The 14,493-nt window shown below is 59.2% G+C and carries 12 protein-coding genes and 1 pseudogene; 7 read left to right on the forward strand and 6 right to left on the reverse strand.

The window, feature by feature from the left end; all coding sequences use genetic code 11:
• Both F8N49_RS27930 and F8N49_RS17500 read left to right on the forward strand, forming a co-directional pair.
• The coding region (locus tag F8N49_RS27930) for a tetratricopeptide repeat protein (RefSeq protein WP_178117002.1) at window positions 1-907 on the forward strand (907 nt) is incomplete at its 5' end.
• Window positions 908-1,650: 743 nt separating this feature from the next.
• Window positions 1,651-2,121, forward strand: a complete 471-nt coding sequence (locus F8N49_RS17500; RefSeq protein WP_178117005.1) for a hypothetical protein — start codon at window positions 1,651-1,653, stop codon at window positions 2,119-2,121.
• A gap of 91 nt (window positions 2,122-2,212) precedes the next feature.
• Here F8N49_RS17500 and F8N49_RS17505 read toward each other — a convergent pair whose 3' ends face one another.
• A complete protein-coding gene (locus tag F8N49_RS17505) occupies window positions 2,213-3,841 on the reverse strand; it encodes a HAMP domain-containing sensor histidine kinase (RefSeq protein WP_151551984.1) in 1,629 nt (542 codons plus the stop codon).
• Window positions 3,842-3,954: 113 nt separating this feature from the next.
• Here F8N49_RS17505 and F8N49_RS17510 point away from each other — a divergent pair, with 113 nt between their 5' ends.
• Window positions 3,955-4,557 carry a response regulator transcription factor gene (locus F8N49_RS17510; RefSeq protein WP_071172718.1) on the forward strand — a complete coding sequence of 201 codons (603 nt, stop codon included), beginning with the start codon at window positions 3,955-3,957 and terminating at the stop codon, window positions 4,555-4,557.
• 6 nt (window positions 4,558-4,563) lie between these two features.
• Here the strand turns inward: F8N49_RS17510 and F8N49_RS17515 are convergent, their stop codons facing one another.
• Window positions 4,564-5,562: a bile acid:sodium symporter family protein gene (locus tag F8N49_RS17515; RefSeq protein ID WP_110645634.1), complete on the reverse strand. Its 999-nt coding sequence runs from the start codon at window positions 5,560-5,562 to the stop codon at window positions 4,564-4,566.
• Window positions 5,563-5,644: 82 nt separating this feature from the next.
• Between F8N49_RS17515 and F8N49_RS17520 the strand changes: the two genes are divergently transcribed.
• Both F8N49_RS17520 and F8N49_RS17525 read left to right on the forward strand, forming a co-directional pair.
• Complete coding sequence (locus F8N49_RS17520; protein WP_073471141.1) at window positions 5,645-6,433, forward strand: helix-turn-helix domain-containing protein; 789 nt, start codon at window positions 5,645-5,647, stop codon at window positions 6,431-6,433.
• 239 nt (window positions 6,434-6,672) lie between these two features.
• Window positions 6,673-7,647, forward strand: coding sequence for a TerC family protein (locus F8N49_RS17525; protein ID WP_151551985.1), 975 nt, complete (start codon window positions 6,673-6,675; stop codon window positions 7,645-7,647).
• A gap of 125 nt (window positions 7,648-7,772) precedes the next feature.
• Here F8N49_RS17525 and F8N49_RS17530 read toward each other — a convergent pair whose 3' ends face one another.
• Together F8N49_RS17530 and F8N49_RS17535 are read right to left on the reverse strand one after the other, a co-directional pair.
• Window positions 7,773-8,873, reverse strand: coding sequence for a polyamine ABC transporter substrate-binding protein (locus F8N49_RS17530; RefSeq protein WP_016775035.1), 1,101 nt, complete (start codon window positions 8,871-8,873; stop codon window positions 7,773-7,775).
• A 249-nt stretch (window positions 8,874-9,122) separates the two neighbouring features.
• Window positions 9,123-10,529 carry a cytosine permease gene (locus F8N49_RS17535; protein ID WP_016775036.1) on the reverse strand — a complete coding sequence of 469 codons (1,407 nt, stop codon included), beginning with the start codon at window positions 10,527-10,529 and terminating at the stop codon, window positions 9,123-9,125.
• Between the two features lie 323 nt (window positions 10,530-10,852).
• Here F8N49_RS17535 and F8N49_RS17540 point away from each other — a divergent pair, with 323 nt between their 5' ends.
• Window positions 10,853-11,338, forward strand: a complete 486-nt coding sequence (locus F8N49_RS17540; protein ID WP_016775037.1) for a flavin reductase family protein — start codon at window positions 10,853-10,855, stop codon at window positions 11,336-11,338.
• Window positions 11,339-11,478: 140 nt separating this feature from the next.
• Here F8N49_RS17540 and F8N49_RS28625 read toward each other — a convergent pair whose 3' ends face one another.
• The gene (locus F8N49_RS28625; RefSeq protein ID WP_372241037.1) at window positions 11,479-12,246 is read right to left on the reverse strand and encodes a methyl-accepting chemotaxis protein; all 768 of its coding nucleotides are present in this window, start codon (window positions 12,244-12,246) and stop codon (window positions 11,479-11,481) included.
• Window positions 12,247-12,384: 138 nt separating this feature from the next.
• A pseudogene (locus F8N49_RS28630) lies at window positions 12,385-13,425 on the reverse strand (cache domain-containing protein); the annotation flags it as partial.
• A 203-nt stretch (window positions 13,426-13,628) separates the two neighbouring features.
• Here F8N49_RS28630 and F8N49_RS17550 point away from each other — a divergent pair.
• A partial coding sequence (locus F8N49_RS17550) for an LLM class flavin-dependent oxidoreductase (RefSeq protein ID WP_151551987.1) occupies window positions 13,629-14,493 on the forward strand: 865 nt, incomplete at its 3' end.

Consider the following 14,493-nt stretch of genomic DNA (forward strand, 5'->3'; position numbering starts at 1 on the left):
GGAAAAAAGCCGAGGTGAATGGGATCAAGAGTACAAAAAAACTTTAATGGAGAAATTTGCCTCAAATGATTTGCAACAACTAGGCGAACTAAATGATTGGGTAGCCAAGTCGGATGTTGTAGGAGAGTGGTTTCATCTACAGGATGAGCTTCGTTATGCTAAAAAACATAGGGTGGAAGATACGCGCGAATGGCTAGTACATTCTGCTAATCAAGGAAATTTTAACTCCCTACTTCGTCTGGCTCTTGATGATGGAGATAAATTATGCACCATCGTTGATAACTGCCCTAAGGGAGATAAAACTCAGCGCGAGTGGAAATCAGAATTTGAGAAGATTGCGCGAGAAAAAATTGCTTCCGGTGACATGGAAGCTGCCTATTTGTTATACGTGGGCAATTCTGACTTTAAAATGCTGATTAAATCAGCAGAGGGAGGGTACCCATTCGCACAATATCAGCTTGCCGAGAGTTATTCAGCTGGTGATGGATTTTTTTGGTGGTTTGGGCAGCGCCGCAAGGAAACCAACAAATGGTATAAGCGAGCGGCTGAAAATGGCTATCCAAAAGCAATGATTGCCTATGCAGCCTCCATCTATGAAGATAACGGAGACCTATCAGTTTCCCGGTATTGGCTAGAGGAGTCTGCGAAGGCGGGTGACGGCAGTGGCATCGGTTTGCTTGCTCGAGAGTATGCAAGTAATCCAAATTACTACGGCTTTCCATTTGATATGGTGAAGGCTTATGGCCTTATGTTCTTTTTAGCAGGCTTAGAAAATGATGAGTCTGATAAAGAGTATGATCGGGAAAGATTAGAAGAATATTCTAAAAAAATGACACCCGAACAAATCGAGCAAGGCAAAGCTTTTGCCGAAAAATGGAACGTCACTCACCCGATTGAAGGCGTTTAATCTCAGCGGCCAGCGGGACCGGAAACAAGTGTCAAGCTTCTTGCTTCAAGTCGCTGAGGCCATCGTTGCAATGGTCGCATGCGATCAGAGATGGCTTACTGCCGATCCTGCCATCGGACGTTCCCTGCGGACCGGACTTTCGCGGTGCGCGTTGAGCCAGGCCAAAGAGCCGGCCCGTTTCACCCTTTCGGGCTTCAATCCCAAACGTTTCCGGCCTTCGGCCTGCACTCACCAATTAGCTTGAGCCGAGCCAGTGAGTCGAACGCCTGTTGATTGGCGAATTGCTCAACTACGTCGTGGCTGAAGGCTCTGATCAGTGCGGTTGTCAGTTGGGGTTGAGGACGTTGAAGACTTGCGCGCCGATCTGGCTCAGACACTGGCAAGAATGTAAACAGCTCCACACCAAGAAGCCCGCGCAATGCGGGCTTCGTCTTTTTTTGTCCGTCGATCTCCCCGCCGTGGCAGTTCCCGAGGCCGATCCTATACTCAATCGGCTCGATCAAAATTATCTCGACACCCGCACGCCGCTCGGTGTGCCCGTGCCTTTCGCCAACCAGGTAAAACCCAAGCCAATGAGTCACTGCGCCGGGCATACGCAACGGACGACATCTCATCGCTTTCTGGCTGCTGGGTCGTGGAGAAAACCATGAAATACAAGTTGTTGTCAGGCGTGCTTCTTGCGGTAGCGGCCAGCCTTGTGGTGCCGAATGTCTTGGCGGCGCAACCGCAGGCGTTGGCTTCGGATGGGGCTGATCATGTTGGCGCAGGCGCTGTGGCTGCCGATGGCGCTGATCGTGTCGGCGCCGGCGCGGTGGCTGCCGATGGTGCTGATCGTGTCGGCGCGGGCGCAGTGGCTGCCGATGGCGCTGATCGCGTGGGCGCAGGCGCGGTGGCTGCCGATGGCGCTGATCGTGTCGGCGCGGGCGCAGTCGCTGCTGACGGCGCCGATCGTGTCGGTGCGGGCGCAGTGGCTGCCGATGGTGCTGATCGTGTCGGTGCCGGCGCGGTGGCTGCCGATGGTGCTGATCGTGTCGGTGCCGGCGCGGTGGCTGCCGATGGTGCTGATCGTGTCGGTGCCGGCGCAGTGGCTGCCGATGGCGCTGATCGTGTCGGTGCCGGAGCATTGGCAGCGGATGGGGCCGACCGCACCGGCGTCAACCGAGTGGCCTACTCCCGGGTCGGAGTCGGTTCTGATCGCGTGGCATCGGCGCTGATGACCGGCAGCTATTCCGACCAGTTCAACAGCCCACAATAATCGCCGCGAAATAACGGGCGAGCTCCTGAGCCGCCCGTTTACATCGGCCTTTACAGCATCTGTTCAACCGCTGCGCCTTGTCGATCACGCAGGGCGCGCAACGTCGCGCGTAACTCGGCCGGCCGCACAGGTTTCGACAGAATCGCAATCTGCCGGTCATGCAAGGCTGCCTGAATCTTCTCGACGTCGTGCCCGGTGATGATCATCGCCGGCACGGCCCAGCCGCGCTGCCTGCGCACTTCATCAATGCATTCGATGCCAGTGGCGTGAGTGCCCAGGTCATAGTCGGCGACGATGATGTCGCAGTCGGTGACCAGATCTTCAGCCGACCACTCGCCCTGCACCACGCAGCCCCAGCGTTCAAGCAACGCCGAAGTCGCCAGCAGCACGTTGCGGTCATCCTCGACCAGACACACCTTCAGCCCGGTCAACAAACCCACCTGCCGCGCTTCACTGCGAACCACCGGTGACTGCGGCGCGGCCACGATCGGCAACCCCGCAAGCGTCACAGCGGTGCCGCGTCCCAACCGTGAACGCAGAGCAACGTGCACATCGATCAGTTCACCAAGACGCTTGATGATCGACAGGCCCAGCCCGACGCCCTCGACATCTTTGTCGCGCACTTGCCGCACGCGATAAAACTCCTCGAAAACCTTGTGCAAATGCTCTTCGGCAATGCCGTTGCCACGGTCATGGATGACGATGGCCAACCCTGCCCCGCGTTTACGCACGCCAATCAGCACCGGCCGCTGCGCGCCGTATTTGAAGCAGTTGGAGAGCACGTTCTGCACCATGGTCGCGAGCAGCGCCGGGTCGGTTCTGACCCAGTAGTTGCACGGTCGCAGGCGCAGCTCGACCCCCGCCCAACGGGCCGCTTCCTGATGTTGGCAGACGATGTCCGCAAGCCATTCACCAAGATTGAGCGTTTGCATTTTCGCTTCGACCCGACCGTTATCGAGGGTGTAGAGGTCGAGAATCGAGCGGAACAATTGCGAGACGTTGAGCAGTGAGCGGTCGATGTTATCGACCAGCCGCCGCTCGTCATCGCCCAGGCGCGACTCCCGCAGACACGCGGTAAACAGACCGATGGAATGAATCGGCTGACGCAAGTCATGACTGGCCTGCGCCAGAAACCGCGACTTTTCCAGATTAGCCGCCAGCGCTTCTTCCGACGCCTTGCGCGTACGCTCGAGCAGCAAGTGCGCATAAAACGGAATCACCGTGCTGGTGATCAGCAGCATCAACACCATGAACGGCTGCGCCTGCCAATACGGCGTCAAGCGATAGACCACCAGCAGCGCCACCAATGCAAGGCCGGTGGCAATCGCCAGATAGCGCGAGCCGTAGCGCATGCCGTTGCCGAGATTGACCCAGACCATCACCGCATACAACGGCAGCGCCGCTTCGCCGCCGATCACCAGTCCAAAACAGGTGCCGGTGTAATCGTGGACCATGGCAAAAATCCGCCGCGCCGGATAATGCCCGGGCCAACGCGCAATGGCTTGCCGAAACACGATCGACGCCAGCAGGAACAGGCTGATATAGGTGATGACGGGCAGGTAGGTCTCGAAGCGATGGCCCGGCAGAAAGACCAGTACGACCATGTAAACCACCGCGATGGCGGCGATGATGATGCGCAGATTGGCTTGGTCGAGTTCGGTGTTTTTCTCGAACTTCATGGGAAACGTCCTTGTGCAGCGATTGCAGTTTCGGAAGCAGCCTACAGGCAACCTTCGCGTCCAGTGCTAAGGTGCAGGCCTTGAATCACGCCTGACCCAGGGAGGGTCGCATCATGACGTGCCGGATCATCATAGCCGACGATCACCCACTGTTTCGCGAGGCAATGCTGCGCACCGTGCAGCGCTTGCTGCCCGAAGCGAATATCTGTGAGGCCGGCGACTTCGACGCGGTGCTCAAGCTGCTGCCACAGGGCGACGAGCCGGACACGCTGATGCTCGATCTGCGTTTTCCCGGGCTGACCTGCATCACCCAGCTCGCCGACTTGCGCCAACGATTGCCGCGCACCACGCTGATCGTGGTGTCGATGGTTGACGATCAGACGCTGATCAGTGAAGTCATGGCGGCGGGCATTGACGGTTTTATCGGCAAGAACATTGCGCCGGATGAAATCGGCCAGGCGATTCTGGCGATCCGTGAAGGCGAGGTGCTGGTGAAGTCGGCGCCGTCCGGCTTGTTGCCGCTGGAAACCGCGACGACGCTGACGCCGCGTCAGCAGGACGTGCTGCGTTTGATCGCGCAAGGCAAGACCAACAAGGAAATTGCCCGTGAACTGGATATCTCCCCGTTCACGGTACGTATCCATGTGTCTTCGTTGCTGCGCACGCTGGATGTGCCGACGCGGGCGGCAGCGGCGGTCAAGTATTCGGGGCTGTGAACCCTTTTACGGATCAACCTGCGCCATCAGATCCGGCACCGACTCTGGTCGTTTCGCATAGCGCTGGGCCAATACCGCGCAGACCATCAGCTGAATCTGGTGGAACAGCATCAGCGGTAGAATCAGCACGCCGATGGTGCTGCCAGCAAACAGTACCTGCGCCATCGGCACGCCGGTCGCCAGGCTCTTTTTCGAGCCGCAGAACAGGATGGTGATGCGGTCTTCCTGATTGAAGCCGAGGGCTTTGCTCAACAGAATTGATGCCACCAGAACCAACGTCAGCAGGATGCAGCAGACCACGACCAGACCGAGCAACTCGAACAACGGAATCTGCTGCCAGATGCCTTCGTTGACCGCCTCGCTGAATGCGCCGTAGACCACCAGCAGAATCGAGCCCTGATCGACGAATTTCAGCCAGTTCTTGTTGCGCCCTACCCACGCGCCGATCCAGCGGCGGGCGATCTGCCCGGCAATAAATGGCAGGAGCAATTGCACACTGATTTTGACGATCGCATCGAGCGTCGAGCCGCCGTCGCCGTGGACGTTGAGCAGAAGCGTCACCAGCAGCGGCGTGAGAAAAATCCCGAACAGGCTGGACGCCGCTGCACTGCAGATCGCCGCCGGAATATTGCCCCGCGCCAGCGAAGTGAACGCGATCGCCGACTGCACGGTGGCGGGCAACGCGCAGAGGTAGAGCATGCCCATGTACAGCTGATCACCGATCAGCGGTGACAACAGCGGCTTCAGCGCCAGACCGAGAATCGGGAAGAGCACGAAGGTCAGCCCGAACACCAGCAGATGCAGACGCCAGTGGCCGGCGCCGGCGATGATCGATTCCCGCGACAGCTTGGCGCCGTGCAGGAAAAACAGCAGGGCGATGGCGATGTTGGTCAGCCAGCCGAAGCCGACCGCGACCTGGCCGCTGGCCGGCAGGAAGCTCGCCAGCAGCACAACGCCGATCAAGGTCAGCGTGAAGTTATCGGGCAGAAAACGTGGGCGCGTCATGAGATTCATCCGGGGGTTGCCAGTGCGTGCCGACGACTCTAACGTGACTGGCAATTACCGACTAACGCCGAAGAGCCGCAAGATGCCGCCTAAAGGACATAGCAAAAGCGTGCGCCGCAGTGTTCCCGGGTTGCCCAGCCTGCCGCGCCCCGTGTACGGACGCACCGAATCGCTGCCCAATCGCGCCCTCACCCGCCGCCACAGTCATCCGTGGGTGCAGTTGTCCTACGCGATTCAAGGCGTGCTCGAAGTGCAGACCAGCGCCGGCCGATTCGTCGCGCCGCCGGAGCGTGCGGTGTGGATTCCGGCCGGCGTGCCGCACCGGGTGTTCAGCGCACCGCATACGGAAATGCGCAGCCTGTACATCGACAGCAGCGTCACCGGCTGGGCGGCTGAGCATTGCCATGTGCTCGGCGTCAGCGATTTGCTCAGGGAGTTGATTCGCGCCTTCAGTCAGGTGCCAGTGGAATACGACGAAAGCGGCCCTGACGGACGCTTGGCCGAGGTGATCCTAGATCAATTGGCCGACGCGCCGACCATCGACTTGATGCTGCCGCTGCCGCAAGACCCGCGCCTGAAGCAGATCTATCAGAGCCTGGAGCAACACCCGGAGCAGCAGACCACGCTGAGCCACTGGAGCGAAAAATTCGGTGTCACCGAAAAGACTCTGACGCGGCTGTTTTTGCGCGACACCGGCCTGACCTTCCGCGCCTGGCGCCAGCGCTTGCGCTTGCTCGGCGCCCTGACCCCGCTGGAAAAAGGCGAGCGTGTGACCGACGTTGCGCTGGCTTGTGGATACGACTCGACCTCGGCGTTTATCGCCGCGTTTCGTCAGCAGTTTGGCGAGACACCGGGGGAGTTTTTCCGCTGACACTTCGTTTTTGCCGAACTGTCAGTCAGAAATAAACGATTTTTCTTTGCTCCAGATCCGTCGCTAGCATGGCCCCGTCAGACTTTGATCGAGAAGAGAAGATGATCCCTGTGGGAGCGAGCCTGCTCGCGAACGCGGTGGGTCAGCAACCTCAACTTCGCTGTTCCATCGCATTCGCGAGCAGGCTCGCTCCCACAGGAGATGTGCTTGCTGCAAATAAAAAGACAGGGGAGCGTGCCATGCCTGCCACGAACATCAATATCGGCGAACCCTGGATGTGGGGTGCCTTCATCATCTTCGTTCTGGCCATGCTGGCCCTGGACTTGTTTGTCTTCGGCGGGCGCAAGGCGCACCGGGTGTCGGTGCGGGAAGCGTCGGCCTGGGTGGTTGCCTGGTGCCTGTTGGCGCTGAGTTTTGCCGGATTGCTCTGGTGGTATCTGCACGGTGAATTCGGCGGTGAAATCGCCCGACAGAAAACCCTGGAATTTCTCACCGGCTATCTGATCGAGCAGTCGCTGTCGATCGACAACATGTTCATCTTCGTGATGATCTTCAGCTACTTCGCCGTACCGCCGGAATTGCAACGACGGGTGCTGCTGTACGGCGTGCTCGGCGCGATTGTGATGCGCGCGATCATGATTTTTGCCGGTGTGTGGCTGGTGTCGCAGTTCGAATGGCTGCTGTATGCCTTCGGTGTGTTCCTGATCATCACCGGGATCAAGATGCTGGTGTTCGCTGATCATCAACCGGATCTGGAAAAGAATCCGTTACTGCGCTGGGTGCGCGGGCATATGCGCATCACCAGTGGCTTTCACGGCGAGAAGTTTTTCATCCTGCAGAACGGCGTGCGCTGGGCAACACCGATGTTCCTCGTGCTGGTGCTGATCGAGGCCAGCGACCTGATGTTCGCGGTCGACAGCATTCCAGCGATCTTCGCCGTCACCACCGACCCGTTCATTGTTTTCACCTCGAACATCTTCGCGATCATGGGCCTGCGCGCGCTGTACTTCCTGCTGGCGGACATGGCTGATCGCTTTCACCTGCTCAAATACGGGCTGGCGATCGTGCTGGTGTTCATCGGCGGCAAGATGGTGCTGATGCCGTGGTTCCACATGCCGGTGGAATGGTCGCTGGCAATCGTCGGGACGGTGATTCTCGGGTCGGTGCTGTTGAGCCTGGTGACGACCCGCGAGGCTGAACGCAGCCCTGAATGACCCTACTCATAACCCTATGGAAGCGAGCTTGCTCGCGAAGGCGCCGGATCAGTCACATTTACATCGACTGACACTCCGCTTTCGCGAGCAAGCTCGCTCCCACAGTGATTTCGTACAGCCGATACTTATTTATCGGACTTGATACTCGTCCACACCCGCGTGCGCACCCGCTCCATTTTCTGCGGCAACGGCTGCACCACATACAGGGTTTTCAGCGCTTCGCTGGTCGGGGTCAGGTTGGGGTTGTCGGTGATGTCCTTGTTGACCAGCGGCATCGAGTCCTTGTTGGCATTCGGGTAACCAAGGAAATCGCTGATCGGTGCGATCACTTTCGGGTCGAGCAAGTGGTTGAGGAATTCGTGGGCCTCGGCGACGTTCTTCGCGCTCTTCGGAATGGCGAAGGTGTCGAACCAGATCGGCGCGCCCTCCTTCGGCAGACGCCAGTCGACCACCACGCCGTTGCCCGCTTCTTTGGCGCGATTGCCGAACTGGTAGAAGCTGCCGGAATAACCGATCGCCACGCAGATGTCGCCGTTGGCGATGTCGGTCATGTACTTGGCCGAGTTGAAGTAGGTCACGTACGGGCGAATCTTCATCATCAAGGCCTTGGCCTTTTCATAGTCCGCCGGGTTCTGGCTGTTCGGATCGAGGCCGAGGTAATGCAGGGCCAGCGGCAGGATTTCCGACGGCGAATCGAGCATCGCCACGCCACAGGCCTTGAGCTTTTCCATGTTCTCGGGCTTGAACACCAGATCCCAACTGTCCACCGGCGCGTTGTCGCCCAGGGCAGCCTTGACCTTGGCCGGGTTGAAGCCGATCAGCACGGTGCCGTACATGTATGGCACGCCGTACTGGTTGCCGGGGTCGTTGGCGTCGAGCAACTTGAGCAACGCCGGATCCTGGTGCTGCCAGTTCGGCAATTTCGACTTGTCGAGTTTCTGGAACACGCCGGCCTTGATCTGGGTTTCGATGAACTGGTTGGACGGCACCACCAGGTCGTAACCGGAGTTGCCGGTGAGCAGTTTGGCTTCCAGAGATTCGTTGGTGTCAAAGGTGTCCCAGGTCACTTTGATCTTGCTTTGCTCGGCGAAGTCCTTGGGCACTGACGGCAGAATGTAATCCGCCCAGTTGTACACCCGCAGTTCGCGCTGCTCGGCCTGGACGGCGCTGGCCAGCAGCGTCAGGCCACACACGGTGGCGCCCAGAATGCGTTTGATCGTGACCATGGTTGTTTCCCCGAATGCGACGTGAGATCGATGGTTTTTTTGTTCTGTACACGGCAGTGGCTGTAACGATAGCCAAGGGCAAAAAAGGTCGAGCCTGTTGTTATGGTTTCGATTCTTGCTGACAGCGTAGCGCGATGACAGTAGGCGGCAGGCCAAAAGGGGATCGATATGGCCATTTTCCGTGACCGCTGAAATACGCAAACAAAAATGCCCGGCGCTGGGCCGGGCATTGCTCTGTTGCAGTTTGGATCAGTCGGTATAGCCGAGTCTGGCCGCCCTGCTCTGCTGCGCCTGACCGCGAGTTGCCAGGCAGTAATACAACGGCACGGTGACCACCAGGCCAACCAGCCACGACAGGTCAGCACCTTCCACCAGATTGGCGTATGGCCCGACGTACAGCGAGGTGTTGGCAAACGGCAGTTGCACGATGATGCCGATGAAGTAGGCAATGATCGCGTGCAGGTTGAAGCGCCCGTAGATCCCGCCGTCGGCGCGGAAGATCGAGGCGATGTCGTAGTTGCCGCGCTTGATCAGGTAGAAGTCGATCAGGTTGATCGACGCCCATGGCACCAGCACCAGCAACAGCGCGAGAATCAGTCCAATGAACTCGGAAATGAAATCCGCCGAAGCGCCGAGGGCGACCACGCAGCACCCGGCCAGGATCACGCTCGACAGCACCACGCGCACCTTGATACTCGGCGTCCACTGGCTGGCAAACGTCTGGATCGAGGTGATGATCGACAACACCGCGCCATACAGATTGAGCGCGTTGTGGCTGATGATGTTGAGCAGAAACAGCACCATCAGAATCGGCCCCAGCCAGCCGGTAGACTGCTTGACCGCCGCCATCGCTTCAGTGCCTTCCGGCGTCGCCAGCACTGCCACCGCGCCAAAACTGAACGACAGAATCGTGCCCAGCGTCGCGCCCAGATACGTCGCCCAGAAGGGTTTGGCGATACCGATGTCTGCTGGCAGATAACGCGAATAGTCGGAGACGTATGGCGAGAAGCTGATCTGCCAGATGATCCCCAGCGATACCGTCGCCAGCCAGCCGGACAGGTTGAAACTGCCGCGCGTCAGGAAATCTGCCGGCAAGTCATGGGCGAAGATGTAGATGAAGCCTGCGAGCAATGCGCCGCCCATCACCCAGGTGCCGATGCGGTTGAGCGTATGGATGAAGTTGTAGCCGATCACACCGATCGCGGTGGCGGCCAGCGCGCCGATCAGAATGCTCAGCGGTGCCGGCACTGACGGGGCAATGCCGACGATGGATTTGCCGGCCAGCACGATGTTGGAAATGAAGAAACCGATGTAGATGAGCGCTGCGAAGAACACGATCAGCAGCGCGCCATAGCGGCCGAACTGACCGCGACTCTGGACCATTTGCGGAATGCCCATGCGCGGGCCCTGCGCCGAGGCCAGCGCAATCACCACGCCGCCGATCATGTGCCCCAGGGCAATCGCCAGCAGCCCCCAGAACAGATTGAGGTGGAACACCTGAACCACCATGGCGCCGGTGACGATGGGCAGTGGCGCGATGTTGGTGCTGAACCAAAGAGTGAACAGATCGCGGGCCTTCCCGTGGCGTTCCGCGAGTGGGACGTAATCGACCGTATGATTCTCGATCAACGGATCTTGCCGGGACATCTGGGACATATGCATGAACTCGAGTTTGTCTGTTTTTATCTTTGTATGAAGCCAAACCGGGAGGACTCTTGGGTCGCCCCTCAGATGCAGACCATATTATGGTATTCCAAACTTTGCACAAGCCTGATCCGCTGATTCTGTCGCTGTCTGATCCGCTATCCTCGCTGATCCCACCCCTGACCGGCTAGCTGAAAGCCCCGTAAACACTGAGTTTCCGACGAAAGTGGCACGTTTATCGGTTCACCAGAAAAGCTCTTGCAAGATATGTATTACGGTATACCATCAGACCTACAAACCATAAAAACCGCGTCACACCACCCGAGGACCACCCAATGATCGATGCTGCCATTTACAAACAAGTCATGGGCTCGTTCCCGTCCGGCGTCACCGTTATCACCACGCTGGACGACGACGGTCAGATCGTCGGCCTGACCGCCAGCGCGTTCAGCTCGTTGTCGATGGACCCGGCGCTGGTGCTGTTCTGCCCCAATTACAGCTCCGACTCTTATCCCGTGCTGATCAAGAACAAACGCTTTGCGATTCACCTGTTGTCCAGCGTGCAGCAAAGCGAGGCCTATGCCTTCGCCCGCAAAGGCAAGGACAAGGCGCAGGGCATCGAGTGGACTTTGAGCGAACTGGGCAACCCGATCCTCGCCAATGCCACGGCGGTGATCGAGTGCGAGTTGTGGCGTGAATACGAAGGTGGCGACCACGCGATCATGGTCGGCGCAGTGAAGAACCTGATCGTCCCCGAGCAGGTCGCCGGACCGCTGGTGTATTGCCACGGCAAGATGGGTGCGTTGCCGGTTGTGGCGTGATTTCACCAGATCTCGGATATTCCATGTGGGAGCGAGCCTGCTCGCGAAAGCGATGGGTCAGTTGTTATATTTTTGACTGACCCGACGCCTTCGCGAGCAAGCTCGCTCCCACAGGTTTTGGTGTTGCCTGGGCGACCGTTTCAGGTCCTAAACCGGCTCACCAACTGATTCAACGTCTGCGACAACGCCGTCAGGTTCTGCGCATCCTGCCGAGTCGAATCCGCCAGGCTCGCCACCAACTGCGCATCGCCATGAATCTGGCTGATGTGCCGATTGATGTCCTCCGCCACCTGATGCTGTTCCTCCGCCGCCGTGGCGATCTGCGTGTTCATGTCGCGGATCACGTCGACCGATTCACGGATCAACTCAAAACTCGCCCGTGCCTCGTTGATCGACACCACGGTTTCCTGTGACACCTCAAGGCTGGCGTGCATCTGCTTGCCCATCTGGTGGGTGCGCCGCGCCAGATTGCCGAGCAGTGCGTCAATCTCACCGGTGGAATCCGAGGTACGTTTGGCCAGCGCCCGGACTTCATCAGCGACCACGGCAAAGCCCCTGCCCTGTTCACCAGCGCGCGCGGCCTCAATGGCGGCGTTGAGCGCGAGCAGATTGGTCTGCTCGGCAATCGAGCGGATGGTGCCGAGGATCGACTGGATGTCGTTGCTGTCCTGCTCCAGTTGCTGCATCGACTCGGCACTGTGGCCGATCTCCTGACTCAAGCGCCCGACGTTGCTCACCGCCGCGTCGATCTGCTGCTGCCCGATGTGAGCCTGACGCTGACCGTTGTCTGCCGAGTCGGCCGCCTGACTGCACGAGCGCGCAACCTCGTTGGAAGTGGCGACCATTTCGTGAAACGCCGTAGAAACCATGTCCACCGCCTCACGCTGACGCGAAGCGACGTCGGCCATTTCCGCCGAGACTTCAGTGGCGCTGCCAGAGCTGCTGTGAATCTGCCCCGCTGCCTGGCCGATGCGCTGAATCAACGTACGAATCGCTTCCAGAAACTGATTGAACCAGCCGGCCAGTTGCGCGGTTTCATCCTGCCCGCGCACTTCCAGTCGCGCAGTCAGATCGCCCTCGCCCTGGGCAATGCCTTCGAGTCCGCTGGCGACACCACGAATCGGCTTGACCATCAACCCGGCAAACCACGCGCCGGCCATTGCAAACAACAGTGCGCAAACCACAGCGATCGCGCCGATCAGCCAGGTCAAATGCGTCGCCCCGGCCATCACTTCGCTCGCCTTGACCAAGCCGACAAACCGCCAGCCCAACGCCTGCGACGGCCAGACCAGCGCCATGTAATCCTCGCCGGCCAGTTGCACCTCGACCAGCCCTTTGCCCGCCTCGGCCAGTTGCTGATAACCGTCGCCGAGATCGCTGAGTTTCTTGAAGTTGTGCGCCGGATCGCTCGGGTCGACCAGCACGGTGTTGTTGGCTTCCATCAGCATCAGATAACCGCTCTCGCCGAGGCGGATCTGCTTGACCAGGTCGGTCAATTGCTTGAGCGACACATCGATGTTGACCACGCCGGCATTGCTGCCCAACTGGTTGTTGAAGCTGCGCACGGTGCTCACCAGCACCACGTCATCCGCCGCCCAGTAATAGGCCTCGGTGCGCAGGGTTTTGCCGGGGTTGGCCATCGCGGTTTTGTACCAGGGCCGGGTGCGCGGATCGTAGTTCGCCAACTTCGCATCGCCCGGCCAGAACAGGTAACCGCCCTGCTCGGTGCCGACAGATAGATAAGTGTAAGCCGGGTGCGCCTTGGCCAGACCGTCGAACAGCTTGAACAGCTGTTGATCCTGCGGCCCCATCGGCACTTGCGCGGCGTCGCTGCTCAGGTAGCGTTTGAGGCTGGTGTCGATGCTCTGCAGTTGCGGATGCTCGGCCAGATAGGCAACGTTTTGGCTGATGCCCTCGAAAAACAGCTGCATCGCGTTTTCCACCTGACGCACCTCGCGCCCGGTGCTGTCGGTAAAGGTGTCGCGCGCGCCCTCGCGGACATTGAGGATGATCAGCGCTGCCACCAGTAACACCGGCAGGCTGGCGATTACCGCAAACGCCAGAGTCAGTTTTTGTTTTATGTTCATTGCTTGCGCCTTCCTTGTTCGAAGTGTCGGTCAGAAATATTTTGCGGATATTCCGTATTATGGTATACCACTATTCAATCAACCGAACAGCCGTCCTCGAAGGCGTGCTTGAATGGTGAGAAGACTCGCGAGCGCAACGCGTTCACGTCAGTTCGACAGGCCCGCACACGACCGGCCAATTACAAAAGACTCGAGGTAGCGTCATGAAATTTTCCCTGTTCGTACACATGGAACGCTGGGACGAAAGCATCAGCCACCGCCAATTGTTCGAAGACCTGACCGAACTGACCCTGATGGCCGAGGCCGGCGGTTTCAGCACCGTGTGGATCGGCGAACACCACGCTATGGAATACACCATTTCCCCAAGCCCGATGCCGCTGCTGGCCTACCTCGCAGCGAAAACCACCACCATCCACCTCGGCGCCGGCACCATCATCGCGCCGTTCTGGCACCCGCTACGCGTGGCCGGCGAATGCGCCCTGCTCGACGTCATCAGCAACGGCCGCATGGAAGTCGGCCTCGCGCGCGGCGCCTATCAGGTTGAATTTGACCGCATGGCCGGCGGCATGCCCGCCTCCAGCGGCGGCCAGGCCCTGCGCGAAATGGTCCCGGTGGTCCGCGCCCTGTGGCAAGGCGACTACGCCCACGACGGCGACATCTGGAAATTCCCCACCTCGACCAGCGTGCCGAAGCCGATCCAGAAGCCCAACCCACCCATGTGGATCGCCGCCCGCGACCCCGACTCGCACAACTTCGCCGTGGCCAACGGCTGCAACGTCATGGTCACGCCATTGATGAAAGGCGACGAAGAAGTCCTCGACCTGAAGAACAAATTCCAGACTGCACTGGACAACAACCCAGACGTACCGCGCCCACAACTGATGGTGCTGCGTCATACCCACGTGCACACCGCTGATAACCCGGATGGCTGGCAAGTTGGCGCGAAAGCCATCTCACGTTTCTACCGCACGTTCGATGCGTGGTTTGGTAACAAGCAAACACCAGTCAATGGCTTCCTCGCGCCGAGCCCGGAAGAGAAGTTTGCCGGACGTCCGGAGTTTGAGCAGG

Source organism: Pseudomonas sp. GXM4, assembly GCF_008923895.1.
GTDB lineage: Bacteria > Pseudomonadota > Gammaproteobacteria > Pseudomonadales > Pseudomonadaceae > Aquipseudomonas > Aquipseudomonas atacamensis.

What these genes read in the sequence shown, in the direction of transcription:
- F8N49_RS17500 (WP_178117005.1), top strand. Translation starts at nt 1,651, where the DNA reads ATGGGGCTGATCATGTTGGCGCAGGCGCTGTGGCTGCCGATGGCGCTG.
- F8N49_RS17505 (WP_151551984.1), bottom strand. Translation starts at nt 3,841, where the DNA reads ATGAAGTTCGAGAAAAACACCGAACTCGACCAAGCCAATCTGCGCATC.
- F8N49_RS17510 (WP_071172718.1), top strand. Translation starts at nt 3,955, where the DNA reads ATGACGTGCCGGATCATCATAGCCGACGATCACCCACTGTTTCGCGAG.
- F8N49_RS17515 (WP_110645634.1), bottom strand. Translation starts at nt 5,562, where the DNA reads ATGACGCGCCCACGTTTTCTGCCCGATAACTTCACGCTGACCTTGATC.
- F8N49_RS17520 (WP_073471141.1), top strand. Translation starts at nt 5,645, where the DNA reads ATGCCGCCTAAAGGACATAGCAAAAGCGTGCGCCGCAGTGTTCCCGGG.
- F8N49_RS17525 (WP_151551985.1), top strand. Translation starts at nt 6,673, where the DNA reads ATGCCTGCCACGAACATCAATATCGGCGAACCCTGGATGTGGGGTGCC.
- F8N49_RS17530 (WP_016775035.1), bottom strand. Translation starts at nt 8,873, where the DNA reads ATGGTCACGATCAAACGCATTCTGGGCGCCACCGTGTGTGGCCTGACG.
- F8N49_RS17535 (WP_016775036.1), bottom strand. Translation starts at nt 10,529, where the DNA reads ATGTCCCAGATGTCCCGGCAAGATCCGTTGATCGAGAATCATACGGTC.
- F8N49_RS17540 (WP_016775037.1), top strand. Translation starts at nt 10,853, where the DNA reads ATGATCGATGCTGCCATTTACAAACAAGTCATGGGCTCGTTCCCGTCC.
- F8N49_RS28625 (WP_372241037.1), bottom strand. Translation starts at nt 12,246, where the DNA reads ATGGCCGACGTCGCTTCGCGTCAGCGTGAGGCGGTGGACATGGTTTCT.